The following is a 25,874-nucleotide window of genomic DNA, read 5'->3' as shown; positions in this document are numbered from 1 at the left end:
TGTCACCTGTATAACCAGTAGGCGGTGGCGTCGATGTTGGCACCACTCGCAATATAACGTTTAAGCGCGGCGGTGTTGCCCACCTGGGTCGCCACCCGCAGCGTCTCAACCTGCTGCTGCTGCGCCCAGTGCAGCGCCGCCTGCATAAGTTTCTCACCCATGCCGCGCCCGGCTAATAAGCCAATACGCGCCTCGCGCACGTTGAGCTTGCGAAGCGAGACGAACCCCTGGAGTTGACCGTCCCCTGCGCGGAAAACCAGGCAGACGTGGTCAAAGGTGCCTTTAACCGCATTCTCTATCCACTGGGCATAGAAACGTCCACTATCGTCAGGTGCGTACCAGGGCGCACGAAAGCGGCTCTGCGCAAACGCCCGGGCCGCCATCTGACGCAGCACGGGAATATCCTGTTCGGTTGCCATTTCCGCACCGGGCGCATCATGCCGGGTGAGGGTTATGGAAAGGTCTGCCTCACCTTCCACCAGCTGAAAGCCGCGTTGCTGGAGCGCATCAAGCAGGTCGGTACGGTCCGCCGGGATCTTCGCCTGAATCCGTTGCCAGGCGATGAAATCCGATTCAGCCAGTACCGGCGCATCATCGCGCAGACGCACAATGGCCGACGGCAGGCCGAAAAAGGCACTCTCCCACTGCAGGGGCTCAAGTACCCCGTTCAGGCTGTTCAACGCCAGACACCTTTGGTATCAACCACATACTTCTGACGCACCGCATCACCGGACGTCGCTTTAAACGCTTTATGATCCACCAGCAGCACCAGCACGTCCGCCGTCGCCAGCGCCTCATCCAGCGCAGCCAGCGTGCAGTGCTCCGCCAGTTTTGCCGGCAACTCATCGATATTCGGCTCAACCACCAGCGTTTCACCCTTGTGCCATTCGGCAATCATCTGAGCAATTTCCATTGCCGGGCTTTCGCGCAGGTCGTCAATGTTGGGTTTGAATGCCAGACCAAAGCAGGCAATTTTCAGCTCGCTGGCGCGCTTTCCGCTCTCTGCCAGACAATCCGCTACCGTGGTTTTGACCTGATTGAGCACCCAGTGAGGTTTGCTGTCGTTCACTTCACGCGCGGTGCGAATCAGGCGCGCCTGCGCCGGATTCTGAGCCACAATAAACCACGGATCGACGGCGATGCAGTGTCCACCCACGCCCGGGCCTGGCTGGAGAATGTTTACACGCGGATGGCGATTCGCCAGGCTAATCAACTCCCAGACGTTAATCCCCTGATCGGCGCAAATCAGCGACAGTTCGTTCGCAAAGGCGATATTAACGTCACGGAAGCTGTTTTCCGTCAGCTTGCACATCTCGGCGGTGCGGGAGTTTGTCACCACACACTCCCCTTCCAGGAAAATCTTGTACAGCGCGCTGGCGCGCTCGGAACAGACGGGCGTCATACCGCCAATGACGCGGTCGTTTTTAATCAGTTCGACCATGACCTGGCCCGGGAGGACGCGCTCCGGACAGTAGGCGATGTTGATATCCGCCTGCTCCCCCGCCTGTTGCGGGAAGCTTAAATCAGGGCGCGCGTCGGCCAGCCACTGCGCCATCTGCTCGGTAGCACCGACCGGAGAGGTTGATTCCAGAATCACCAGCGCCCCTTTCTTCAGCACAGGGGCAATGGACTTTGCCGCCGCCTCGACGTAGACCATGTCGGGCTCGTGGTCACCTTTAAAGGGCGTTGGAACGGCAATCAGGTAAGCATCCGCTTCAACGGGCGTGGTACTGGCGCGCAGGAAGCCGCCCTCCACCGCCTCTTTCACCACGCGGTCAAGATCGGGCTCGACAATATGAATCTCGCCACGGTTAATGGTTTCCACCGCACGGGCGTTGATATCCACACCGACAACCTGTTTCTGACGAGAGGCAAACGCCGCCGCGGTGGGCAAGCCAATGTAGCCAAGACCAATGACAGAGAGGATAGTAAAACTCATAGCGATACCCGATTGTTTTTAAGTGCATGCAAAATACGGCCACAAGCCTGCCCGTCTCCATACGGATTATGGGCCCGGCTCATCGCCTGATACGTTTCGTCGTCATGCAGAAGGCGCGTGACCTCTTCGACGATGAGTTCCGCGTTGGTGCCGACCAGACGCACCGTACCGGCTTTGACCGCTTCCGGACGTTCGGTGGTTTCACGCATCACCAGCACCGGTTTGCCAAGAGAAGGCGCTTCTTCCTGAATGCCGCCGGAATCGGTAAGGATCAGCCAGGCATGGTTCATCAGCCAGACAAACGGCAGATAGTCCTGAGGTTCAATCAGAAGGACATTTTCGATATGGCCCAGGATGCGGTTAACCGGCTCGCTGACGTTAGGATTGAGATGGACCGGATAGACGATCTGCACGTCGTCGTTCTGCGCAGCGATTTCAGCCAGCGCGTGACAGATTTGCTCAAAACCCCGGCCAAAGCTTTCGCGACGATGGCCGGTGACCAGAATGGTTTTTTTGCCGTTGTGCAGGAATGGATAGCGGGCAGCGAGTTCGTTCTTAAGCTCGTGGTTTGCCAGGACCCGGTCACGTACCCAAATTAACGCATCGATGACCGTATTGCCGGTCACAAAGATTTTGTTATCGGCGATATTTTCACGCAGCAGGTTCTGACGCGAGTTTTCCGTAGGCGCAAAGTGATACATCGCCAGGTGGCCCGTTAGCGTGCGGTTGGCCTCCTCCGGCCACGGCGAATAAAGATTGCCGGTACGCAGACCCGCCTCAACATGCCCCACGGGAATTCGCTGGTAAAACGCGGCCAGGCTAGTCGCCACGGTCGTGGTGGTGTCGCCGTGTACCAGCACCACGTCAGGCTTGAATGACTCCAGGATAGGCTTCAGCTCTTGCAGAATGCGACAGGTTATCTCCGTCAATCCTTGCCCCGGTTTCATAATATTGAGGTCGTAATCCGGGACGATGGAAAAGAGCGTTAACACCTGATCGAGCATCTCACGGTGCTGGGCCGTGACGCACACTTTCGCTTCAATATCAGGATCGCTGGCCAGCGCATGAACCAGAGGTGCCATCTTAATGGCCTCCGGCCTGGTGCCAAATACGGTTAGTACTTTCACATCGATTCTCTTCGATTAGGCGATGAAGGCCGCAGCCTTCATCGTAGACGGCATTCTTAGTTTGTGCGACGACGCGTTAACGCCACGCCAGCGCCCGTCAGTGCGCCTACAATCCCCCACATGATCATCAGGAATGCACGACGCGGACTATCGCGTTTTACAGGTTCTTCAGGCGTTCGCAAATAACGATAGGTCTGAAAACGCGGGTCCAGAGATGGACCGACATTAAGCGTATTGAGCATCGCGCGATTTTGATCGTAATCGAGGTCAAAATCAGGACCGACGGCCTGAAGGTTTTCCAGACGTGCCTGCAACATGGGGCGGCCAAGGAGGAACATCTCTGAATCAGGCAGTTCATCAGCCGGCACGTCCGTCTCAGTACGGGAAATATTGTGCTGTTCCGCAATTTTCAGCGCCTGCTCAATATTGTGTACACGGCGAGCGAAAATCGCTTTAGCCACCTCTTCCTGACGTTTCACCTGCGCTTTCATCTGGATGGTGCGAGCCGACCAGGCGCCTTTAAGCTCTTCGTTAAGATGGCTTGCGGCACGCTGGCTGGCAAACGCGACATACTGACGCAGCAGGTTGTTGGCGTCCGGCGCGGTTTCTGCAATCAGCTTGACGCTGTCATTCACGTTACGCAGCGCGTCGCCCGGCATAAATTGTATATTGTTAATCAGATCGTCCAGCAGAGCGGCATCGGCTTTGGTGTTATCAACCCGACGCTGCTTGTAGTAATCCGTCTGGGACCAGAAGTCGCGGCGCGTATCCCACGAAGCCAGTTGCATCACAAACTCTTTATAGGCCTCATCCATAACGGAGACCTGATCTGGCGTGGCGAGGTTAGCTTTGATATCCAGGTTTCGCAGGAATTGCTGTTGGGAATAGAACCCCCCAAGCATGTTAACCGTTGGTTTGTCAGTGATTGCCGTGGCGCTCCACTCTTGTTTTGCAAAGAACGTATAGGCCAGCGCTAACAGTGCAAACCCCAGCGCGATCCCCGCAATCCAAAGTTTGCCTGCCCATAACACGCGAAACAAACCCCGAATATCCAGTTCATTCTCAGTTACCACTGATTTCGCTCCCGCCAACGGTTGAGTCATCATAGTCCCGGTTTTACTTAGTTAATGTTGTGTTTTTGCCACTGTTACGACGCATCCTGCGTTTAATACGTTTAATGAACCGCGCTACTTTCCATGCGCGCTTAATGCAGTAGCCGTAAAGAAAAAACGCTAGCAAAAATAATGCCAACATAACCCATTCTGGCACAAAATGAGCATACTCCGCGGCAACACCCACTCCCGCAAGGATGGCGGCCGCCACGGTTATCAAAACAAATGCCTGCCGGGAGGTGAATCCAGCGCGCATGATCAAATGATGAATATGCTGTCGGTCGGCTGAGAAGGGACTCATTCCTTTGCGCAAGCGGCGATACATAATCGCAACCATATCCATTAACGGGATTGCGATAATCCACAACGCGGTGACAGGGCTGATAGGATGGACTTGCCCCTGAGTCGTTTCCAGCAAAATCCAGATGACGGTAAACCCAATGAGTGTGCTGCCCGCATCACCCATAAAGACTTTATAGCGACGCCCCAGCGCACCGAGGTTTAACAGGATATAAGGCAGGATGGCGGCAATCATGGCGAAGCACCACATAGCAAGACTATATTGACCGTCAAACCACAAAATAAAACCGATCGCGGCAAACGAGACGCAGGAGAGTCCCCCCAGCAAGCCATCAATACCATCGACCATGTTGAAGGCATTTATAGCAACCCATACGGCGAAAAGCGTCAGAAAATAGCCGAACGGGCCGAGCACCATCTCCCACGAACCAAAAATATAGCCCAGGCTACTCAAGTAGAGTTTTGCTGAGACCATCATGGCAATGCCAACTGCCGCCTGCACAAAGGCGCGGATTTTAACGCTGATGTCATAACGATCGTCAAGCGCGCCGACGATAACCAGTACCGTTGAACACATCAGATATAATTTGACATGTGGGACATAGTAGTTAGCAATTGCGAAGGCATAGCAAATGCCGGCAAAAACGGAAATACCACCCACCAGGGGGATCATGCCCTGATGACGCTTCCGGAAGTTGGGTTTATCCACTAACCCCACGTATTTCGCCACCTTACGCGCAATAAACAAAAAACAGGTGGTGAATAAAAAAATACTGGTTAGATCAGTAAACGTATCGAATAGGTTCACAATGGATTCTCAACAAATGTTAGTCTCGGAAGTATAACCACGAAGGCTCATAGCCCGAAGGTAAAAGTAAACCTCTTGTGACCTCATTTGTATATTATTCAAGCTATTAATGTTTTTACTCTACGAATCGTCTTATTGTCGCACCTACACGTCAAAATTGGGAGTAGGTGGTACTAGCGTATAGTCCATAAAAGAAAAACGCCACGTAAAAACGTGGCGTTCGCTGGCTTTATTTGCGTTACGAGCGTTTCATCATGTCGAAGAAATCATCGTTGGTTTTGGTCATCGCCAGTTTGTTAATGAGGAACTCCATCGCGTCGATTTCACCCATTGGATGGATGATTTTGCGCAGGATCCACATTTTCTGCAGCTCTTCCTGGGTGGTGAGCAGCTCTTCTTTACGGGTACCGGAACGGTTGTAGTCGATAGCCGGGAAGACGCGTTTTTCAGCGATCTTACGAGAGAGGTGCAGTTCCATGTTGCCTGTCCCTTTAAACTCTTCGTAGATAACTTCGTCCATCTTGGAGCCGGTATCGATCAGCGCGGTCGCGATGATGGTCAGGCTGCCGCCCTCTTCGACGTTACGTGCAGCACCGAAGAAACGTTTTGGACGATGCAGGGCGTTAGCATCCACACCACCGGTCAGGACTTTACCAGACGCCGGGACCACGGTGTTGTAGGCACGCGCCAGACGGGTGATGGAATCGAGCAGAATGATCACGTCTTTCTTGTGCTCAACCAGGCGTTTTGCCTTCTCGATAACCATTTCCGCAACCTGAACGTGGCGAGATGCTGGTTCGTCGAAGGTAGAAGCAACCACTTCACCTTTAACCAGACGCTGCATCTCGGTCACTTCTTCCGGACGTTCGTCAATCAGCAGCACCATCAGCACACAGTCAGGGTGGTTGTAAGCAATGCTCTGCGCGATGTTCTGCAGCAGCATGGTTTTACCCGCTTTTGGCGGCGCCACAATCAGACCACGCTGACCACGACCGATTGGTGAGGCCAGATCCAGAACGCGCGCGGTTAAGTCTTCGGTAGAACCGTTACCACGCTCCATACGCAGGCGAGAGTTCGCGTGCAGCGGCGTTAAGTTCTCAAAGAGGATCTTATTGCGCGAGTTTTCTGGCTTATCGAAGTTAACTTCATTGACTTTCAACAGCGCAAAGTAGCGTTCACCCTCTTTAGGAGGACGAATCTTACCTGAAATGGTGTCACCAGTGCGGAGGTTGAAACGGCGGATTTGGCTGGGGGATACGTAGATGTCGTCAGGGCCGGCGAGGTAGGAGCTGTCTGCAGAGCGGAGGAAACCAAATCCGTCTTGCAATATCTCCAGCACACCGTCGCCAAAGATATCTTCGCCACTCTTAGCGTGCTGCTTCAGGATGGCGAAAATGATGTCCTGCTTGCGCATACGAGCCTGGTTTTCCAGCCCCATATTTTCGCCGAGAGTGATCAGCTCAGAAACCGGCGTATTCTTTAATTCGGTAAGATTCATAATGGTGTGGGTTCTTAAACTCGGGGTGATTCTCGAACTTAATGTTGTGAATGGTATGGCAGGGTCATCCATGCCTGTTTAGCGGCCATCAACTCATGTCTGTTCGCTGTCTGGTCACAGGGAAAGAACGCAGAACTGAAACGACAAGACGGATTGAGTGACAAGCCCGGAATTTAGCCACTTCACGCACTGTTCATGTTAACAACGGGAAGTATCGGGTAAAACAAGATTCAAACAACAAGATATGTTTAAAACGAAGTCATAGCTAACTTAGCACGACTTCAGCCGGGCGTCCAGAGTTCCGAATCATTTAGCCGGGGCTCTGAACGCACAGCGGAGAAACCTTACGCCAGGTTAGCGTCGAGGAACTCTTTCAGTTGACCTTTGGACAGCGCGCCCACTTTGGTCGCCGCCACTTCGCCGTTTTTGAACAGCAGCAGGGTCGGAATACCACGGATACCGTATTTTGGTGCGGTGCCCGGGTTCTGGTCGATGTTCAGCTTGGCAACGGTCAGTTTGCCCTGATATTCGTCGGCGATCTCATCCAGAATCGGGGCGATCATTTTGCAAGGACCACACCATTCAGCCCAGAAATCGACGAGGATCAGCCCGTCAGCCTTAAGTACGTCCGTGTCAAAACTGTCGTCAGTCAGGTGAATAATTTTATCGCTCATATATAACTCCACAGGAATAAGCCTGGTACGTTGGTTTTGTCTCCACCAACGACGCGTTGATGTCGCATTAACCAACTAAAGGTTGACTTTATTTCACCGGATACGCTTTCGTAAAGCAATAGTAAGCTGATATTCTACCACACTATGAGCAAAACACATTTAACAGAACAGAAGTTTTCCGACTTCGCGCTGCACCCGAAGGTGATTGAAGCCCTTGAAAATAAAGGGTTTCATAACTGCACGCCCATTCAGGCCCTCGCGCTGCCGCTGACGCTGGCCGGTCGCGATGTTGCCGGGCAGGCGCAAACCGGTACCGGCAAAACGATGGCGTTTTTAACGTCAACGTTTCATTATTTACTTTCTCACCCAGCGATTGCAGACCGCAAAGTTAACCAGCCGCGCGCGCTAATTATGGCCCCGACGCGAGAACTGGCGGTACAGATCCACGCAGACGCTGAACCCCTGGCGCAGGCTACCGGCCTGAAGCTGGGCCTGGCCTATGGCGGCGACGGCTACGATAAGCAGCTGAAAGTGCTGGAAAGCGGTGTGGATATCCTGATCGGTACCACTGGCCGTCTTATCGATTACGCCAAACAGAACCACATTAACCTCGGTGCCATCCAGGTTGTGGTGCTCGATGAAGCTGACCGCATGTACGATCTGGGCTTCATTAAAGACATCCGCTGGCTGTTCCGCCGTATGCCTCCGGCTAATCAGCGCCTGAATATGCTGTTCTCTGCAACCCTCTCCTACCGCGTTCGCGAGCTGGCGTTCGAACAGATGAACAACGCTGAATACGTAGAAGTGGAACCGGAGCAGAAAACGGGTCACCGCATTAAAGAAGAGCTCTTCTATCCTTCTAATGAAGAGAAAATGCGCCTGCTGCAAACGCTGATTGAAGAAGAGTGGCCAGATCGCGCCATTATCTTTGCCAACACCAAACACCGTTGTGAAGACATCTGGGGCCACCTGGCTGCCGATGGTCACCGTGTTGGCCTGTTGACCGGCGACGTGGCGCAGAAAAAACGCCTGCGTATTCTTGAAGAGTTTACCCGTGGCGATCTCGATATTCTGGTCGCCACCGACGTGGCTGCACGTGGTTTACACATTCCAGCCGTAACGCACGTCTTTAACTACGATCTGCCAGACGACTGTGAAGACTACGTACACCGTATCGGTCGTACCGGTCGCGCGGGCGCAAGCGGTCACTCTATTAGCCTTGCGTGTGAAGAGTATGCGCTGAACCTTCCGGCCATTGAGACCTACATCGGTCACTCTATTCCGCAGAGCAAATACAATCCGGAAGCGCTGTTAAGCGAACTGCCGCCGCCTAAGCGTCTTACCCGCCCACGCTCCGGCAATGGTCCGCGTCGTTCAGGCGGCGCACCGCGTAATCGTCGTCGTTCAGGTTAAGAAAATATGCTCAGCTCCACCTCGCTTTATGCGGCAATTGATCTCGGTTCGAATAGTTTTCATATGCTGGTTGTGCGCGAGGTGGCGGGAAGCATACAAACGCTGACGCGCATTAAGCGCAAGGTCCGCCTCGCGGCGGGCCTGAGCAGCGACAATCACCTCTCGCCTGAAGCCATGGAACGTGGCTGGCAGTGCCTGCGACTCTTTGCCGAGCGTCTGCAGGATATCCCGCACGCCCAAATCACCGTTGTCGCCACTGCGACACTCCGCCTGGCGGTTAACGCCGTGGATTTTATTGCCAGAGCGCAGGAGATTCTCGGTTGCCCGGTTCAGGTTATCAGCGGTGAAGAAGAAGCTCGTCTGATTTATCAGGGTGTTGCACACACTACAGGGGGTGACGATCGCCGCCTGGTGGTGGATATCGGCGGAGCCAGTACCGAGCTGGTGACCGGCACCGGCGCGCAGGCTACGTCGCTGTTCAGCCTGTCGATGGGCTGCGTGACCTGGCTTGAGCGCTATTTTACCGATCGTAATCTGGGTAAAGAGAACTTCGACGAGGCAGAAAATGCCGCGCGCGAGGTATTACGTCCCGTGATGGACGAACTGCGCTATCACGGCTGGAAAGTGTGCGTGGGTGCGTCGGGGACCGTGCAGGCCCTGCAGGAAATCATGATGGCGCAGGGAATGGACGAGCGGATTACGCTTGCCAAACTTCAGCAGCTAAAACAGCGCGCCATCCAGTGCGGACGCCTGGAAGAACTGGAAATTGAAGGCCTGACGCTGGAACGCGCGCTGGTCTTCCCGAGCGGGCTGGCCATTCTGATCGCCATTTTCACCGAGCTCAACATCCAGTGTATGACCCTTGCCGGCGGCGCGCTGCGCGAAGGCCTGGTCTACGGGATGCTGCATCTGTCGGTCGATCAGGATATCCGCAGCCGAACCCTGCGCAACGTCCAGCGTCGTTTTCTGGTTGATATCGATCAGGCAGGACGCGTATCGCAGCTGGCATCTCGCTTCGCCGATCAGGTCGCTAACGTCTGGGATCTTGATCATCTGAGCCGCGATTTATTGCTGAGCGCCTGTGCGCTGCATGAAGTGGGGCTGAGCATTGATTTTAAGCAGGCCCCCACTCACGCAGCGTATCTGGTTCGCAACCTGGATTTACCGGGCTACACGCCCGCACAGAAAAAGCTGCTGGCAACGCTGCTGCTGAACCAGACCAACGCCGTTGACCTCTCATCATTGCATCAGCAAAACGCCGTACCGCCGCGCGTGGCCGAGCATCTGTGCCGCCTGCTGCGTCTGGCGATTCTGTTTGCCAGCCGCCGTCGCGATGATTTGCTGCCTGCAATCAATCTGGTGGCCGATGACGAAAAACTGTCGCTGACGCTGCCGGAAAACTGGATTGAGCGTCACCCGCTTGGGGCAGAGATGATCGAGCAGGAGTGCCAGTGGCAGAGCTATGTGCACTGGGTGCTGGAAGTGAAGTAATACGCTGAACATTGCCGGGTGGCGGCTTCGCCTTACCCGGCCTACTCATCATTATCCTTTCTCTTTGGCTTTTGCCAGCATGGCGCGAATGTTCGCCACGTTAGCCTGCCCCTTATGCATCCGCTCTTCTGCGGTAATCACTTTGCGTTCCTGTTCCCAGATCAGGTCATCCTGCGGCAGCTCCAGCAGGAAACGGCTCGGCTCCGGGCGGACGAGTTCGCCATACTGACGGCGCTCTTTACACAGTGTGAACGTCAGCTCTTTCTGCGCACGGGTGATCCCCACGTAGGCCAGACGGCGCTCCTCGTCGACGTTATCTTCGTCAATGCTGCTCTGGTGCGGTAACAATCCCTCTTCCATACCAACCAGATACACATACGGGAACTCCAGCCCTTTGGACGCATGCAGCGTCATCAGCTGAACCTGATCGGCTTCTTCTTCGCTCTCGCCGCGCTCCATCATGTCGCGCAGGGTAAAGCGGGTGACGACCTGCGTCAGGGTCATCGGCTCGTCGATTTCAGAGCCTTCCAGCATTTCGGTCATCCAGCTGAAGAGCTGGTTAACGTTTTTCATCCGCATCTCAGCGGCTTTCGGGCTGGCCGAGGTTTCGTACAGCCAGGACTCATAGTCGATGCCGTGAATAAGATCGCGCACCGCCGCCACCGGCTCGCGCTCCGCGAGACGCTGCACTTCGCCGAGCCAGTGGGTGAATCGTGTTAAAGAATCGTAACCGCGGCCGGTTAACGTCTGGCTCAGCCCCATGTCGAAGCTGGCGGTAAACAGGCTTTTATTACGCGTCATCGCCCACTCGCCCAGCTTTTGCAGCGTCGCAGGGCCAATCTCGCGCTTCGGCGTATTCACGATGCGCAGAAACGCGCTGTCGTCATCCGGGTTCGTGAGGACGCGCAGATAGGCCAGCAGATCTTTAATCTCTGGCCGTGAGAAGAACGACGTACCGCCCGAAATTTTGTACGGGATGCGGTTCTGCATCAGCATCTTTTCAAAGACGCGCGACTGGTGATTGCCGCGATAGAGGATCGCGTAATCCTTATATTCGGTTTTATTGACGAAGTGGTGGGCGATCAGTTCGCCCGTCACGCGCTCCGCCTCATGCTCTTCATTATTGGCGCTGAGCACCTTCAATTCAGTACCGTAACCCAGCTCGGAGAAGAGACGCTTCTCAAACACATGCGGGTTATTGGCGATCAGGATATTTGCCGCTTTCAGGATACGCCCGGAGGAGCGGTAGTTTTGCTCCAGCTTAATCACCTGCAGAGCGGGAAAATCTTTGCTCAGCAGCACCAGGTTTTGCGGACGCGCGCCGCGCCAGGAGTAAATTGACTGGTCGTCGTCGCCGACCACGGTGAAACGCGCGCGCTGCCCCACCAGCAGCTTCACCAGCTCGTACTGGCTGGTGTTGGTGTCCTGATACTCATCCACCAGCAGGTAACGGATTTTGTTCTGCCAGCGCTCGCGAACCTCTTCGTTCCGCTGCAGCAGCAGCGTGGGCAGCAGAATCAGGTCGTCAAAGTCCAGCACGTTGCACGCTTTCATGTGCGCATCGTACAGACCGTAGCAGTGGGCGAAGATCCGATCCCGTTCGCCTTTGGCGATCGCCGCGGCCTGGGCCGGGGTCATCAGATCGTTTTTCCAGTTTGAGATCGTTGAGATCAGCTGCTGCAACAGCACCTTGTCATCTTCGATCAACCCCTCGGTGAGCTCTTTGAGCAACGCCACCTGGTCGGTGTCATCGAAGAGCGAGAAGTTGGACTTCATTCCCAGCGCCGCATACTCGCGTTTGATGATATCCAGCCCCAGCGTGTGGAAGGTGGAGATCATCAGGCCGCGCGCCTCTTTTCGTCCCAGCGTCTGGCCGACACGCTCTTTCATCTCACGCGCCGCTTTATTGGTAAACGTCACCGCCGCAATGTGCCGGGCCTGATAGCCACAGCCGCGGATCAGGTGCGCAATCTTATTGGTGATAACGCGCGTTTTGCCGGATCCTGCACCCGCCAGCACCAGACACGGTCCGGTGACAAATTCGACGGCTTGTTGTTGTCCGGGGTTTAAACGCATAAATGATCACTCAATGAAAGTCAGGAGGGGAGAATAACAGCGTGGTAGTATAGCGAGCCTAATCCATACCACTCAAGGCACGATCATGGCAAAAACAGCAGCAGCACTGCATATTCTTGTTAAAGAAGAGAAACTGGCTCTGGATCTTCTGGAGCAGATCAAAAACGGCGCCGACTTCGGCAAGCTGGCGAAGAAGCACTCTATCTGTCCGTCAGGCAAACGCGGCGGCGATCTGGGTGAATTCCGCCAGGGTCAGATGGTACCGGCATTCGATAAAGTGGTCTTCTCCTGCCCGGTGCTGGAGCCAACCGGCCCGCTGCACACGCAGTTCGGCTACCACGTGATTAAAGTGCTGTACCGCAAATAAACAAGCCGGGTGGCGGCTACGCCTTACCCGGCCTACATCTTACGGTTTTGTAGGTCGGGTAAGCGAAGCGCCACCCGACAAGGTTGTTAACCCGCTACCGCGATACGCTTCATGTCGGTCATGTAGCCACGCAGTTTGTGACCCACTTTCTCGATCTGGTGGCTGCGAATGGCTTCGTTCACGTCGCGCAGCTGCGCGTTATCCACGGCACCTTCTGCAATCGCTTTACCCAGATCGCCCGGCTGCAGAGTGGTCATAAACTCTTTCAGCAGCGGTACGCAGGCGTAAGAGAACAGGTAGTTACCGTATTCTGCGGTATCCGAGATAACCACGTTCATTTCGTACAGACGCTTACGGGCGATGGTGTTCGCGATCAGCGGCAGCTCGTGCAGTGATTCGTAGTACGCAGACTCTTCAATGATGCCGGAATCCACCATGGTTTCGAACGCCAGCTCAACGCCTGCTTTCACCATCGCAATCATCAGGACGCCTTTATCGAAGTACTCCTGCTCGCCGATTTTACCTTCATACTGTGGCGCGGTTTCGAACGCGGTTTTACCGGTCTCTTCACGCCAGGTCAGCAGTTTCTTGTCGTCGTTTGCCCAGTCAGCCATCATGCCGGAAGAGAACTCGCCGGAGATGATGTCGTCCATATGTTTCTGGAACAGCGGCGCCATGATGGTTTTCAGCTGTTCAGACAGCGCGTAAGCACGCAGTTTTGCCGGGTTAGACAGACGGTCCATCATCAGCGTAATACCGCCCTGCTTCAGCGCTTCGGTGATGGTTTCCCAGCCGAACTGAATCAGTTTTTCCGCGTATGCCGGGTCGGTGCCCTCTTCAACCAGCTTATCGAAGCACAGCAGAGAACCGGCCTGCAGCATGCCGCACAGAATGGTCTGCTCGCCCATCAGGTCGGATTTCACTTCGGCAACGAAGGACGATTCCAGCACGCCCGCACGGTGGCCGCCGGTCGCCGCTGCCCATGCCTTGGCAATCGCCATGCCTTCGCCTTTCGGATCGTTTTCCGGGTGAACCGCGATCAGCGTCGGCACGCCGAAGCCACGCTTGTACTCTTCACGCACTTCGGTACCCGGGCACTTCGGTGCCACCATCACCACGGTGATGTCTTTACGGATCTGCTCGCCCACTTCAACGATGTTGAAGCCGTGGGAGTAACCCAGCGCCGCGCCGTCTTTCATCAGCGGCTGTACGGAACGCACAACGTCAGAGTGCTGCTTGTCCGGCGTCAGGTTAACCACCAGATCCGCCTGCGGGATCAGCTCTTCGTAGGTACCCACTTTGAAGCCGTTTTCGGTCGCTTTACGCCATGAAGCGCGCTTCTCGGCAATCGCTTCTTTGCGCAGTGCGTAGGAGATATCCAGACCGGAGTCACGCATGTTCAGGCCCTGGTTCAGACCCTGTGCGCCACAGCCGACGATGACCACTTTTTTACCCTGAAGGTAGCTCGCGCCATCGGCAAATTCATCGCGCGCCATGAAGCGGCATTTGCCCAGCTGCGCCAGCTGCTGGCGCAAGTTCAGTGTATTAAAGTAGTTAGCCATGGGTGATACCTCGTGATGTTGTGTGTCTTATTGTTCGGTTCGCGTTTCAGCGAGAATGTACCCACATTACAACAGGAAATTTATTGCGGAAATTGATATATTCACAACGTCACATTGCAATTTATGCAATGTAAAAAGAGGGAGTGGAATCGGTGGATTTACGCGATCTGAAAATGTTCCTGCACCTGGCGGAAAGCCGTCACTTTGGCCGCAGCGCCCGGGCGATGCACGTCAGCCCCTCCACGCTTTCGCGCCAGATCCAGCGCCTTGAGGAAGACCTCGGCCAGCCGCTGTTCGTGCGCGATAACCGCACCGTCACCCTCACGGAAGCGGGCGAAGAGCTGCGTATTTTTGCCCAGCAGACGCTGCTGCAGTACCAGCAGCTGCGGCACTCTATCGATCAGCAGGGGCCGTCACTCTCCGGTGAGCTGCATATTTTCTGCTCCGTGACCGCCGCCTACAGCCATCTGCCGCCCATCCTTGACCGCTTTCGCGCGGCGCATCCGTCGGTTGAAATTAAGCTCACCACCGGCGACGCTGCCGACGCGATGGAAAAAGTGGTGACGGGCGAAGCGGATCTCGCCATTGCCGGGAAACCGGAAACCCTGCCGGGCGCGGTAGCGTTCTCGATGCTGGAAAATCTGGCGGTGGTGCTGATTGCCCCCGCGCTGCCCTGCCCGGTGCGTAACCAGGTATCGGTGGAAAAACCGGACTGGTCGACGGTGCCGTTTATCATGGCCGATCAGGGACCGGTGCGTCGCCGCATAGAGCTGTGGTTCCGCCGTCAGAAAATCAGCAACCCGTCGATTTACGCCACCGTCAGCGGCCATGAGGCGATGGTGTCGATGGTGGCGCTGGGCTGCGGCGTGGCGCTGCTGCCGGAAGTGGTGCTGGACAACAGCCCGGAGCCGGTGCGCAATCGCGTGATGATTTTAGAGCGCAGCGACGAGAAAACGCCGTTTGAGCTTGGCGTGTGCGCACAAAAAAAGCGGCTGCATGAGCCGCTTATTGATGCGTTCTGGACGATACTGCCGAACCACTAAAGCCGGGTGGCGCTGCGCTTACCCGGCCTACATGCCGCTCAGCCCTTAGCCTGCCAGGAAGAAGCGGAACGCCGGGTTGTGGGTTTCGTCATGGCACTCGTAGCCCAGCTCGTTCAGCCGCGTTTCGAAATCCGGCTCGTGCTCGCCCAGTTCGAACGCCGCCAGCACGCGGCCGTAGTCGGTGCCGTGGCTGCGGTAGTGGAACAGAGAGATGTTCCAGTGCGTGCCGAGCGTGTGCAGAAACTTGAGCAACGCGCCCGGCGATTCCGGGAACTCAAAGCTGAACAGGCGTTCCCTGAGCGGCTTGGAAGGACGGCCACCGACCATGTAACGCACGTGCAGCTTCGCCATCTCGTCGTCGGAGAGATCGACCACGCTATAGCCGCCCTCATGCAGCAGGTTGAGGATCTCTTTGCGCTCCTCCACGCCGCGGCTCAGACGCACGCCGACAAAAATGCAGGCGTCTTTGGCATCGGCAAAACGGTAGTTAAACTCCGTCACCGAACGTCCACCCAGCAGCTGACAGAACTTCAGGAAGCTGCCCTTCTCTTCCGGAATAGTCACCGCCAGCAGCGCTTCACGCTGTTCGCCGAGCTCGCAGCGCTCGGACACGTAGCGCAGGCCGTGGAAGTTCACGTTGGCACCGGAAAGCACGTGCGCCAGACGCTCGCCGCGGATGTTGTGCTGCGCGATGTATTTTTTCATGCCCGCCAGCGCCAGCGCGCCGGACGGTTCCGCCACCGCACGCACGTCTTCGAAGAGATCTTTCATCGCCGCGCAGATAGCGTCGCTGTCGACGGTGACGATATCGTCGAGATACTCCCGGCACAGGCGGAAGGTTTCGTCGCCAATGCGCTTCACCGCCACGCCCTCGGCAAACAGCCCGACGCGCGGCAGGTCGACCGGATGCCCGGCATCCAGCGCCGCTTTCAGGCAGGCGGAGTCTTCCGCTTCCACGGCAATGACTTTGATCTGCGGCATCAGCTGTTTGATCAGCACCGCCACGCCTGCGGCTAAACCGCCGCCGCCCACCGGGACAAAGACGCGGTCGAGATGGGCATCCTGCTGCAGCAGTTCAAGCGCCAGCGTCCCCTGCCCGGCAATCACCATCGGGTGGTCGAACGGCGGCACCCAGGTGAACCCCTGCTGCTGCGCCAGCTCGATCGCTTTGGCTTTTGCTTCGTCAAAGTTGGCCCCGTGGAGCAAGACTTCGCCGCCGAAACCGCGCACCGCGTCGACCTTGATGTCGGCGGTAGCAACCGGCATCACGATCAGCGCCTTCAGCCCCAGACGAGCAGACGAGAACGCGACGCCCTGGGCGTGGTTGCCCGCCGACGCGGTAATCACGCCGCGCGCTTTTTGCTCGTCGGTCAGCCCGGCCATCATCGCGTAGGCGCCGCGCAGCTTGAAGCTGTGCACCGGCTGACGGTCTTCGCGCTTCACCAGAATGACGTTGTCGAGGCGCGAAGAGAGTTTTTCCATTTTCTGCAGGGGCGTGACCTGAACGGCTTCATAGACCGGTGCGCGCAGCACCGCCCTGAGATATTCCGCCCCCTCAGGGGCGGCGGATAAGGGTTGTGACTCGGCCATCATTAGCCCCCAAGTTTAGATTTATCGCGCACCGCGCCTTTATCTGCACTGGTGGCAAGGCTCGCGTAGGCGCGCAGGGCAAACGAGACGTCGCGCTGGCGGTCTTTCGGCGTCCAGGCTTTGTCGCCGCGCGCTTCCTGCGCTTCACGACGGGCCGCAATTTCCTGGTCGCTCAGCTTGAGCTGAATGCCGCGATTCGGAATGTCGATTTCGATCAGATCGCCGTCTTCGATGATGGCGATGTTGCCGCCGCTTGCCGCTTCCGGGGAAACGTGGCCGATAGAGAGGCCGGAAGTGCCACCGGAGAAACGACCGTCGGTGATCAGCGCACAGGCTTTACCGAGGCCCATGGATTTCAGGAAGGTGGTCGGGTAGAGCATCTCCTGCATGCCCGGCCCGCCTTTTGGCCCTTCGTAGCGAATGACCACCACGTCGCCTTCCACCACTTTGCCGCCGAGGATGGCGTCTACCGCTTCATCCTGGCTTTCGTACACCTTCGCCGGACCGGTGAATTTCAGGATGCTGTCGTCCACGCCAGCGGTTTTCACGATGCAGCCATTTTCCGCAAAGTTACCGTACAGCACGGCCAGGCCGCCGTCTTTGCTATAGGCATGCTCCAGCGAGCGGATGCAGCCTTCAGCGCGGTCATCGTCCAGGGTATCCCAGCGGCAGTCCTGCGAGAACGCATGGGTAGTACGAATACCAGCAGGGCCCGCGCGGAACATTTTTTTCACCGCGTCGTCTTTGGTCAGCATCACGTCGTACTGGTTCAGCGACTCCGGCAGCGTCAGGCCAAGCACGTTTTTCACGTCACGGTTCAGCAGCCCGGCGCGATCCAGTTCGCCGAGGATACCGATGACGCCACCCGCGCGATGCACGTCTTCCATATGGTACTTCTGGGTACTCGGTGCGACCTTACACAGCTGCGGCACTTTACGGGAGAGCCTGTCGATGTCGCTCATGGTGAAGTCGATTTCGGCTTCCTGCGCGGCGGCCAGCAGGTGCAGAACGGTGTTGGTGGAACCGCCCATGGCGATGTCCAGGGTCATGGCGTTCTCGAACGCCGCTTTGCTGGCGATGCTGCGCGGCAGCGCGCTGGTGTCGTCCTGCTCGTAGTAGCGCTTAGTCAGTTCAACGATGCGTTTACCGGCGTTGAGGAACAGCTGCTTACGGTCGGCATGGGTCGCCAGCAGCGAGCCGTTGCCCGGCTGAGACAGACCCAGCGCTTCGGTCAGGCAGTTCATGGAGTTCGCCGTGAACATACCGGAACAGGAGCCGCAGGTCGGGCACGCGGAGCGCTCCACCTGGTCACTCTGCTCGTCAGAGACTTTCGGGTCCGCGCCCTGAATCATCGCATCGACCAGGTCGAGCTTGATGATTTTGTCGGAGAGCTTGGTTTTCCCCGCTTCCATCGGGCCACCGGAGACGAAGATCACCGGAATGTTCAGGCGCAGGGAGGCCATCAGCATCCCCGGGGTGATTTTGTCGCAGTTGGAGATACAGACCATCGCATCGGCGCAGTGGGCGTTAACCATGTACTCTACCGAGTCGGCGATCAGCTCGCGCGACGGGAGTGAATAGAGCATGCCCCCGTGGCCCATCGCGATACCGTCATCCACCGCAATGGTGTTGAACTCTTTCGCCACGCCGCCGGAGGCTTCGATTTGCTCGGCAACCAGCTTACCGAGATCGCGCAGGTGCACGTGGCCCGGTACGAACTGGGTGAAGGAGTTCACCACGGCGATAATTGGCTTGCCGAAATCGGCGTCGGTCATTCCGGTGGCGCGCCACAGCGCGCGGGCACCGGCCATGTTGCGGCCGTGGGTGGTGGTGGCTGAACGATACTTAGGCATGCTTTATTTACTCCCGTCTGACTATGTAATGGGACGGTGCGTGCCGTCCCAAATTTATATTTAGTGATTAACCTGATCCAACCAGCCGTATTTATCTTCTGTCTCGCCGGTGAAGAGGCCAAAGAACGCTTGCTGAATGCGTTTGGTCACCGGGCCACAGCGGCCTTCGCCCACCTGAATGCCGTCTACGCTACGCACCGGCGTAATTTCAGCCGCGGTACCGGACATGAACACTTCATCGGCCAGGTACAGGGATTCGCGAGACAGCACCTGCTCGCGCACTTCGATACCCAAATCTTTCGCCAGCTTGATGATGGCGTCACGGGTGATGCCAGGCAGCGCGGACGAGGTGAATGGCGGCGTAAACAGAATGCCGTCTTTCACTTCAAACAGGTTTTCACCTGCGCCTTCGGAGATGTAGCCATTCACGTCGAGCGCGATACCTTCCTGGTAACCGTGACGGCGCGCTTCGCTGCCGACCAGAAGGGAAGAAAGGTAGTTACCGCCCGCTTTCGCCGCGGTCGGGATGGTGTTTGGTGCAACGCGGTTCCATGAAGAGACCATTGCGTCGATCCCCTGCTCCAGGGCTTCTGCACCCAGGTAGGCACCCCATGGGAACGCGGCAATGATCACATCGGTGTTGTAACCGGCTGGCGGGTTCACGCCCATGCCGACGTCGCCCACGAAGACCAGGGGACGAATATAGGCGCTGGTCAGGTTGTTCTTACGGATCACGTCGCGGCAGGCTTCCATCAGCTCATCCACGCTTTGAGAAACCGGGAAACGATAAATTTTGGCTGAGTCATGCAGACGCTGCATGTGTTCGCGATGGCGGAACACCACTGGCCCTTTGTGAGAATCGTAGCAGCGGATGCCTTCAAACACGGAGGTACCGTAATGCAGCGCGTGGGACATCACGTGGACCTTCGCGTCCTCCCAGCGAACCATCTCACCGTTGAACCAAATGTAATCAGCTTTTTTTGTCGTCATTTTTTCGTCCTGTCACGCTTAAGCGCGGATTTGTTGTGATGTGGTTGTGCTCTGGCAGATGGCAACATGGGCAACGTCTACCAGCTTTGATAACTGACTAAACAGTAAGTCGACCGGCCGCGGGCTGGCAACGGTTAATTCGATACTGATGTTTTGCGCGTCGGTGGCCGTCTCCATATTCATAGAGCAAATCTGAAAACCACGATGACGCACCACGCGCAAAACGCGTTCTAATGTTTCCGGGTTGAAGCGAGCCTGCACGGCGACCTGATGTTGCATCATGATAATTTCTCCAGCATTTGTGAGTTACTGGCACCGGGCGGTACCAACGGCCAGACGTTCTCAAGCTCGTCGATTGAGACATGAAGCAGGTATGGCCCTTCGCTTGACAGCATGGTGTCGAGTGCCGCTTCAACCTGGTCTTTACGGGTGATGTGCTGGCCAGGAATGCCGAAGGCGCTGGCCAGGGTGAGGAAATCGGGGTTATCGGTCAGGGTGGTTTCACTGTAACGTTCCTGGAAGAACAGCTGTTGCCACTGGCGAACCATCCCTAAACGCTGGTTATCGAGCAACACGATCTTCAGCGGTAACTGCTTGCGCTTCACGGTGCCGAGCTCCTGAACGTTCATCATGAAGGAGCCGTCACCGGAGATACAGATAACGGTATCGTTCGGGCGGGCAACCTGTGCGCCAACCGCGGCTGGCAGACCGAAGCCCATCGTCCCTAACCCGCTGGAAGTGATGAAGTTTTCCGGACGGGTGTAGGTCATGTGCTGGGCGGACCACATCTGATGCTGGCCGACATCGGTCGTCACCACGCTGTCGGCGGGCTTACGGTCGGACAACTGCTTCAACAGCAGCGGCGCGTAGATGGCCTCGCCGGGATGGTCGTAACGCCAGGCGTGTTCAGCGCGCATTTCGGCGGTGTGCTGACGCCACGCGTTGATATCCAGCGGCTGCTGCAATGCCGGTAATAGCGCGTTGAGATCGCCCTGCAGCGCGACGTGCGCCTGACGCAGCTTGTTCATTTCCGCCGGGTCGATATCCATATGGATAACTTTGGCGTTCGGCGCAAAGGTATTCAGCTTACCGGTGACGCGGTCGTCAAAACGGGCACCGACGGCGATGAGCAGATCGCACGCCTGCACCGCCAGGTTTGCCGCTTTGGTGCCGTGCATCCCCAGCATGCCCAGATAGTAGGGGTAATCGGCATCTACCGCACCCAACCCTTTCAGCGTGCAGGTGGCAGGCATTTGCGTTACCGCAATAAATTCACGCAGGGCGGGAACGGCCTGCGCCATGCCTACGCCACCGCCAACGTACAGCATCGGCTGTTTCGCCTGCACCAGCATCTGACGCGCCTCTTCAACTTCCGCATGCGGAAAGGCGTCGTCGCTTCCAACGGTGGAGAAGTGCGGCTCCAGTTCGCCGTGTGCGACCTGGATATCTTTCGGGATATCGACCAGAACCGGACCAGGGCGACCGGAGCTGGCAACCTCGAATGCTTCCGCCATTACGCGCGGCAGCTCTTCCAGTGACTGAACGAGAAAACTGTGTTTGGTGCAGGCCAGCGATAAACCGAGTACATCGACTTCCTGGAACGCGTCGGTGCCGATGAACGGAGAGGCAACCTGTCCGGTGATGGCAACAACGGGAACAGAATCCAGCAGTGCATCAGCCAGACCGGTGATCAGGTTCGTTGCGCCCGGACCTGAGGTCGCCATACAGACACCGGTTTTACCGGTGGCACGGGCATAACCGATGGCGGCCATCGCTGCGCCCTGCTCGTGTCGGCACAACAGGTGCTCCACGCCGCCGTCATACAGTGCATCGTAAATCGGCATAATTGCGCCACCCGGATAACCGAATACTGTCTCGACTCCCTGCGCGCGCAACGCATGTACTACCCACTGTGCCCCATTCATAGTTAGTTCCCCGTCATAAATCGGGAGAAACAGAATTTTGTGCTAGTCGTCATTCTCTGCTCCTCATTTACGTTTTTTAGTCATAAAAAAACCCCCGGACCTTTCGGTGCGGGGGTCTTAGTTCGTTAAGGCTTGATTTCTAAGCCTTTCCTCGTCCAAGTGCAGCCCCGCACGGTGGGATAATAATCACCACCACGCTAATCACGACCAGGCTAATCACTCGTAGAAGGGCTGTCATTTTCAGTTCTTTTTGCATCTTGTTCGAAGGAATACCTAAAGAGTTATCACAGTTTTTAAATCAAACACAAGATTTATTTATGACGGATTTGGTTAGCCCGCGAATCATATTTCTTAAAATCGTTGTTTTATATACGGAAATTAGAAAATGAATATTTTTCACTTTTTTACTCCTCCGCTAACCGTCAAAACAGGTTTTTTTCGCTCTGCGAGGAGGGTTCCACGATTGTGCAATAGTTTCAGTGTGCTTTTAAAATCCCTGAACAGGCAGCGTAAATTCGCTAAATAGCGCTAAACAGGCATAACGCGTACTGGCATAGTCACACCAGGAGGTAGTGCAAATGTCACTGTCAGTTGTTTATACGCGTGCGGCTCTCGGGGTAAAGGCACCGCTTGTTTCCGTAGAGGTTCATTTGAGTAATGGGCTGCCCGGACTCACGCTTGTCGGGTTACCTGAAACGACGGTTAAAGAGGCCAGGGATCGCGTTCGCAGCGCAATAATAAATAGCGGTTATACCTTCCCCGCGAAGAAGATCACCATCAACCTTGCCCCCGCCGATCTGCCCAAAGAGGGCGGGCGATACGATTTACCTATCGCAATTGCGCTTCTCGCGGCTTCTGAGCAGCTTACTACGACCAGGCTAGGCTCGTACGAGTTCGTGGGTGAACTCGCGCTCACAGGCGCATTGAGAGGCGTTCCCGGTGCGATATCGGGAGCGCTGGAAGCCATTCGTGCAGGGCGGCAAATCATTGTCGCCAATGAAAACGCATCAGAAGTGAGTCTTATTGCCGAAAAGGGGTGCCTTATCGCCGGGCATCTTCAGGAAGTGTGTGCCTGGCTGGAAGGCCGACATGAACTGTCCGAGCCGGAGGAGTGCGACGAGGCTGTAGCAGATGCGCCAGAAGATCTCAGTGAGATCATGGGACAGGAGCAAGGTAAACGGGCGCTGGAGATTACGGCTGCAGGCGGACACAATCTCCTGCTGATTGGCCCGCCTGGTACAGGTAAAACGATGCTGGCGAGCAGGCTGAGCGGGTTGCTCCCGCCGCTCAATAATCATGAAGCGCTGGAAAGCGCTGCCATATATAGCCTCATCAGTTCGGCATCGTTGCAAAAACAGTGGCGCCGTCGCCCTTTTCGTTCCCCACATCATAGCGCTTCACTGACGGCAATGGTCGGCGGTGGGTCTATCCCCGGACCGGGTGAGATCTCACTAGCACACAATGGCATTCTGTTTCTTGATGAGTTACCTGAGTTTGAGCGTCGCGTGCTGGATGCACTGAGAGAACCAATTGAATCTGGTGAGATACATATCTCGCGCACGCGTGCCAAAATAAGCTATCCCGCGCAGTTTCTACTGGTCGCTGCGATGAACCCCAGCCCGACGGGGCATTATCAGGGCAACCATAACCGCTGTACGCCAGAGCAGACGCTGCGCTATCTGGGAAAGCTTTCCGGCCCATTCCTCGACCGTTTCGATTTATCCCTCGAAATCCCCCTCCCGCCGCCGGGCCTGCTCAGGCAGACGGGCATAACGGGTGAGAGCTCAGTAAAAGTGCGCGAGCGGGTGATCGCTGCCCAGGCACGACAATACGCCCGTCAAAACAGGCTGAATGCTCGGCTTGATAATGCCGGGATCCGGCAGTTTTGTTCGCTTAACAGTGAAGATGCAGGATGGCTTGAGGAGACGTTGACGCGCTTTGGGCTGTCTATACGAGCGTGGCAACGTTTGCTAAAAGTGGCCAGAACCATTGCTGACGTGGAGGGATGTACTGACATTGAGAGGAAACACTTGCAGGAGGCGCTGAGTTACCGCGCTATCGATCGTTTGCTGCTGCACCTGCAGAAGTTGCTGGCATAAAAAAGGGGCCGTAGCCCCTTCTTATCATCTTAGTCATCAGACTCGGTGTAGTCTTCTGCACCTTCCATCTGCGGCTTACCGCCAGACAGCGTATGGAAGCGCTTTGGACGCTTAATGCGTGCCATATACTTGATCCATACACGTTCCGCTTCAGACTGCGGCTCACGCTCACCACGGCAAACAGAAACAAACTGTTTTTCGTCTTCAGTAGCAGGCTCACGCTTGCCCAGATCCAGCTCGTTAAAGGCATAACCATGGCGCTCAAGCAGCTGAGCTTCTTTGATGGTGAAATCGCCGTGACGAGAGAACCCGCGCGGATAATGTTTATTGTCGAAAAAACGATTAGTCGTCGTAAAGCTTTCCGCCATCCTACACGCTCCTAATTCTTTGGCCGAGCTATTTATGGCGCGGAGTATTAGTTACGCTTGACAGAGTGTAAAACAAAACATTTAAATCATAACGACAAATAATTTTGCGGAGAAAGATGTGGATACGGAATTGCTTAAAACTTTCCTTGAAGTGAGCAGAACACGCCACTTTGGGCGAGCAGCGGAAGCCCTTTACCTGACGCAGTCAGCAGTCAGTTTTCGTATTCGACAGCTGGAAAATCAACTGGGTGTGAATCTTTTTACCCGCCATCGCAACAATATTCGCCTCACGCCCGCCGGTGAAAAACTGCTGCCTTACGCAGAAACGCTGATGAATACCTGGCAGGCGGCACGCAAAGAGGTTGCACATACTTCGAGGCATAATGAGTTCTCAATAGGGGCCAGCGCTTCCCTGTGGGAATGTATGCTAAGTCAGTGGCTTACCCGGCTTTATCAATCTCATAGCCACCTGCAATTTGAAGCCAGGATTGCGCAACGGCAGTCGCTGGTTAAGCAACTTCATGAGCGCCAGCTTGATCTTCTTATCACAACCGAAGCCCCCAAGATGGACGAATTTAGCAGCCAGATTGTGGGCCAGTTTGGCCTGGCGCTTTATGCCTCTGAACCTTCGATGATGAAGGCAGACCTGACCTATTTGCGCCTGGAATGGGGGCCTGATTTTCAGCAGCATGAGACGGGCTTGATTGCACCTGATGACGTCCCACAGTTAACGACCAGCTCTGCAGAGATCGCCTGTCAGCAACTGCCCTTGCTGAGAGGTTGTACCTGGTTACCTGTTCGCTGGGCAGACACTAAAGCTGGGCTGCATACCGTAATGGATTCCACCACGCTTACCAGACCGCTGTATGCGATTTGGCTGCAAAACAGTGATAAGCAGTCGCAGATAAAAGATCTGTTAAAAATCAATGTAATGGATTGATACATCAGCCAGCAGGAATGCTGGCTGAATAGTAAGAAGAGGCGTTTTTACAGTCTTTCAGGCAAAAAAAAATCCTTTGCCGAAGCAAAGGATTCTATATGGCAGGGGCGGAGAGACTCGAACTCGCGACACCCGGTTTTGGAGACCGGTGCTCTACCAACTGAGCTACGCCCCTAAAGTTTTTTGCCATTAAGCCTGCCAGTAAGGCAGGCTTAATGTCTTAATAAGTGGCGGAACGGACGGGACTCGAACCCGCGACCCCCTGCGTGACAGGCAGGTATTCTAACCGACTGAACTACCGCTCCACCGAAGATTGCTTGTAACCACCGGATTAATGCACCGGCTTACTACTAAATTTGATGCCTGGCAGTTCCCTACTCTCACATGGGGAGACCCCACACTACCATCGGCGCTACGGCGTTTCACTTCTGAGTTCGGCATGGGGTCAGGTGGGACCACCGCGCTAAAGCCGCCAGGCAAATTCTGTTAATCTGTATCAGGCTGAAAATCTGTCTCTTCGCCAAAACATCTTCGGCGTTGTAAGGTTAAGCCTCACGGTTCATTAGTATCGGTTAGCTCAACGCATCGCTGCGCTTACACACCCGACCTATCAACGTCGTCGTCTTCAACGTTCCTTCAGGAGACTTAAAGTCTCAGGGAGAACTCATCTCGGGGCAAGTTTCGTGCTTAGATGCTTTC

Annotated in this window: 23 protein-coding genes, 2 tRNA genes and 2 rRNA genes; 6 read left to right on the top strand and 21 right to left on the bottom strand. The window is 55.8% G+C overall.

Annotation, left to right across the window (positions count from 1 at the left end; genetic code table 11):
- Window positions 1-2 precede the first annotated feature (2 nt).
- The 7 genes from rffC to trxA all read right to left on the bottom strand — a co-directional run bounded on the left by rffC (window position 3) and on the right by trxA (window position 7,458).
- Window positions 3-680: a dTDP-4-amino-4,6-dideoxy-D-galactose acyltransferase gene (rffC, locus tag ACOTXT_RS11825; protein ID WP_023345094.1), complete on the bottom strand. Its 678-nt coding sequence runs from the start codon at window positions 678-680 to the stop codon at window positions 3-5.
- Window positions 677-1,939: a UDP-N-acetyl-D-mannosamine dehydrogenase gene (wecC, locus tag ACOTXT_RS11820; protein ID WP_333165333.1), complete on the bottom strand. Its 1,263-nt coding sequence runs from the start codon at window positions 1,937-1,939 to the stop codon at window positions 677-679. Before wecC ends, rffC begins: the two co-directional genes overlap by 4 nt.
- Window positions 1,936-3,066, bottom strand: coding sequence for a non-hydrolyzing UDP-N-acetylglucosamine 2-epimerase (gene wecB / locus ACOTXT_RS11815; RefSeq protein WP_063418315.1), 1,131 nt, complete (start codon window positions 3,064-3,066; stop codon window positions 1,936-1,938). The genes wecC and wecB overlap by 4 nt, the downstream gene beginning before the upstream one ends.
- Before the next feature lie 56 nt (window positions 3,067-3,122).
- Window positions 3,123-4,169: an ECA polysaccharide chain length modulation protein gene (gene wzzE / locus ACOTXT_RS11810; RefSeq protein WP_008501563.1), complete on the bottom strand. Its 1,047-nt coding sequence runs from the start codon at window positions 4,167-4,169 to the stop codon at window positions 3,123-3,125.
- A gap of 13 nt (window positions 4,170-4,182) precedes the next feature.
- The gene (wecA, locus tag ACOTXT_RS11805) at window positions 4,183-5,286 is read right to left on the bottom strand and encodes a UDP-N-acetylglucosamine--undecaprenyl-phosphate N-acetylglucosaminephosphotransferase (protein ID WP_008501564.1); all 1,104 of its coding nucleotides are present in this window, start codon (window positions 5,284-5,286) and stop codon (window positions 4,183-4,185) included.
- Window positions 5,287-5,524: 238 nt separating this feature from the next.
- On the bottom strand, window positions 5,525-6,784 hold the full coding sequence (gene rho, locus ACOTXT_RS11800; RefSeq protein WP_008501566.1) for a transcription termination factor Rho: 1,260 nt from the start codon (window positions 6,782-6,784) through the stop codon (window positions 5,525-5,527).
- A 344-nt stretch (window positions 6,785-7,128) separates the two neighbouring features.
- A complete protein-coding gene (gene trxA / locus ACOTXT_RS11795; RefSeq protein ID WP_006179218.1) occupies window positions 7,129-7,458 on the bottom strand; it encodes a thioredoxin TrxA in 330 nt (109 codons plus the stop codon).
- A 144-nt stretch (window positions 7,459-7,602) separates the two neighbouring features.
- Here trxA and rhlB point away from each other — a divergent pair, with 144 nt between their 5' ends.
- Together rhlB and gppA are read left to right on the top strand one after the other, a co-directional pair.
- Window positions 7,603-8,871, top strand: coding sequence for an ATP-dependent RNA helicase RhlB (rhlB, locus tag ACOTXT_RS11790; RefSeq protein WP_021242834.1), 1,269 nt, complete (start codon window positions 7,603-7,605; stop codon window positions 8,869-8,871).
- A 6-nt stretch (window positions 8,872-8,877) separates the two neighbouring features.
- Window positions 8,878-10,362, top strand: a complete 1,485-nt coding sequence (gppA, locus tag ACOTXT_RS11785) for a guanosine-5'-triphosphate,3'-diphosphate diphosphatase (protein ID WP_333165330.1) — start codon at window positions 8,878-8,880, stop codon at window positions 10,360-10,362.
- 51 nt (window positions 10,363-10,413) lie between these two features.
- Here gppA and rep read toward each other — a convergent pair whose 3' ends face one another.
- Window positions 10,414-12,438, bottom strand: coding sequence for a DNA helicase Rep (rep, locus tag ACOTXT_RS11780; protein WP_008501569.1), 2,025 nt, complete (start codon window positions 12,436-12,438; stop codon window positions 10,414-10,416).
- Window positions 12,439-12,523: 85 nt separating this feature from the next.
- Here rep and ppiC point away from each other — a divergent pair, with 85 nt between their 5' ends.
- Complete coding sequence (ppiC, locus tag ACOTXT_RS11775) at window positions 12,524-12,805, top strand: peptidylprolyl isomerase PpiC (RefSeq protein WP_008501570.1); 282 nt, start codon at window positions 12,524-12,526, stop codon at window positions 12,803-12,805.
- 86 nt (window positions 12,806-12,891) lie between these two features.
- On the opposite strand, the gene ilvC is transcribed toward ppiC, so the two are convergent.
- Window positions 12,892-14,367 (bottom strand): ketol-acid reductoisomerase, encoded by a 1,476-nt coding sequence (gene ilvC / locus ACOTXT_RS11770; RefSeq protein ID WP_008501571.1) that lies wholly within the window; start codon window positions 14,365-14,367, stop codon window positions 12,892-12,894.
- Between the two features lie 152 nt (window positions 14,368-14,519).
- Here ilvC and ilvY point away from each other — a divergent pair, with 152 nt between their 5' ends.
- Window positions 14,520-15,410 carry an HTH-type transcriptional activator IlvY gene (gene ilvY / locus ACOTXT_RS11765; RefSeq protein WP_023293577.1) on the top strand — a complete coding sequence of 297 codons (891 nt, stop codon included), beginning with the start codon at window positions 14,520-14,522 and terminating at the stop codon, window positions 15,408-15,410.
- A gap of 45 nt (window positions 15,411-15,455) precedes the next feature.
- Here the strand turns inward: ilvY and ilvA are convergent, their stop codons facing one another.
- From ilvA to ilvL, 7 genes are all read right to left on the bottom strand, one after another.
- Window positions 15,456-17,000 carry a threonine ammonia-lyase, biosynthetic gene (gene ilvA, locus ACOTXT_RS11760; RefSeq protein WP_039267211.1) on the bottom strand — a complete coding sequence of 515 codons (1,545 nt, stop codon included), beginning with the start codon at window positions 16,998-17,000 and terminating at the stop codon, window positions 15,456-15,458.
- 2 nt (window positions 17,001-17,002) lie between these two features.
- Entirely contained in the window at window positions 17,003-18,853 is a 1,851-nt protein-coding gene (gene ilvD / locus ACOTXT_RS11755; RefSeq protein ID WP_333165327.1) for a dihydroxy-acid dehydratase, read from the bottom strand.
- Window positions 18,854-18,913: 60 nt separating this feature from the next.
- Window positions 18,914-19,843, bottom strand: a complete 930-nt coding sequence (gene ilvE, locus ACOTXT_RS11750; RefSeq protein ID WP_023326297.1) for a branched-chain-amino-acid transaminase — start codon at window positions 19,841-19,843, stop codon at window positions 18,914-18,916.
- A gap of 18 nt (window positions 19,844-19,861) precedes the next feature.
- Complete coding sequence (ilvM, locus tag ACOTXT_RS11745) at window positions 19,862-20,125, bottom strand: acetolactate synthase 2 small subunit (RefSeq protein WP_003860184.1); 264 nt, start codon at window positions 20,123-20,125, stop codon at window positions 19,862-19,864.
- Window positions 20,122-21,768 carry an acetolactate synthase 2 catalytic subunit gene (gene ilvG, locus ACOTXT_RS11740; protein WP_063418312.1) on the bottom strand — a complete coding sequence of 549 codons (1,647 nt, stop codon included), beginning with the start codon at window positions 21,766-21,768 and terminating at the stop codon, window positions 20,122-20,124. The genes ilvM and ilvG overlap by 4 nt, the downstream gene beginning before the upstream one ends.
- A gap of 2 nt (window positions 21,769-21,770) precedes the next feature.
- Window positions 21,771-21,821: a peptide IlvX gene (gene ilvX / locus ACOTXT_RS11735; RefSeq protein ID WP_166792073.1), complete on the bottom strand. Its 51-nt coding sequence runs from the start codon at window positions 21,819-21,821 to the stop codon at window positions 21,771-21,773.
- 86 nt (window positions 21,822-21,907) lie between these two features.
- Window positions 21,908-22,006 (bottom strand): ilv operon leader peptide, encoded by a 99-nt coding sequence (gene ilvL / locus ACOTXT_RS11730; RefSeq protein ID WP_001311244.1) that lies wholly within the window; start codon window positions 22,004-22,006, stop codon window positions 21,908-21,910.
- A gap of 340 nt (window positions 22,007-22,346) precedes the next feature.
- On the opposite strand from ilvL, the gene ACOTXT_RS11725 reads away from it, so the two are divergent.
- The gene (locus tag ACOTXT_RS11725; RefSeq protein WP_421625317.1) at window positions 22,347-23,867 is read left to right on the top strand and encodes a YifB family Mg chelatase-like AAA ATPase; all 1,521 of its coding nucleotides are present in this window, start codon (window positions 22,347-22,349) and stop codon (window positions 23,865-23,867) included.
- A 29-nt stretch (window positions 23,868-23,896) separates the two neighbouring features.
- On the opposite strand, the gene ACOTXT_RS11720 is transcribed toward ACOTXT_RS11725, so the two are convergent.
- Window positions 23,897-24,235 carry a DUF413 domain-containing protein gene (locus ACOTXT_RS11720; RefSeq protein ID WP_008501577.1) on the bottom strand — a complete coding sequence of 113 codons (339 nt, stop codon included), beginning with the start codon at window positions 24,233-24,235 and terminating at the stop codon, window positions 23,897-23,899.
- A gap of 118 nt (window positions 24,236-24,353) precedes the next feature.
- Here ACOTXT_RS11720 and hdfR point away from each other — a divergent pair, with 118 nt between their 5' ends.
- Window positions 24,354-25,175, top strand: a complete 822-nt coding sequence (hdfR, locus tag ACOTXT_RS11715; RefSeq protein WP_021242824.1) for an HTH-type transcriptional regulator HdfR — start codon at window positions 24,354-24,356, stop codon at window positions 25,173-25,175.
- A gap of 99 nt (window positions 25,176-25,274) precedes the next feature.
- Here hdfR and ACOTXT_RS11710 read toward each other — a convergent pair.
- From ACOTXT_RS11710 to ACOTXT_RS11695, 4 genes are all read right to left on the bottom strand, one after another.
- Window positions 25,275-25,350, bottom strand: a tRNA-Trp gene (locus tag ACOTXT_RS11710).
- 53 nt (window positions 25,351-25,403) lie between these two features.
- Window positions 25,404-25,480: transfer RNA gene (locus tag ACOTXT_RS11705), tRNA-Asp, on the bottom strand.
- A gap of 56 nt (window positions 25,481-25,536) precedes the next feature.
- Window positions 25,537-25,652 (bottom strand): 5S ribosomal RNA (gene rrf / locus ACOTXT_RS11700).
- Between the two features lie 64 nt (window positions 25,653-25,716).
- A 23S ribosomal RNA gene (locus ACOTXT_RS11695) occupies window positions 25,717-25,874 on the bottom strand; the annotation flags it as partial.

Source organism: Enterobacter cloacae complex sp. IR5422 (assembly GCF_049238165.1).
GTDB lineage: Bacteria > Pseudomonadota > Gammaproteobacteria > Enterobacterales > Enterobacteriaceae > Enterobacter > Enterobacter roggenkampii.
Note: the sequence above shows the minus strand (reverse complement) of the source record. Positions and strands in the feature narration are given on the sequence as shown.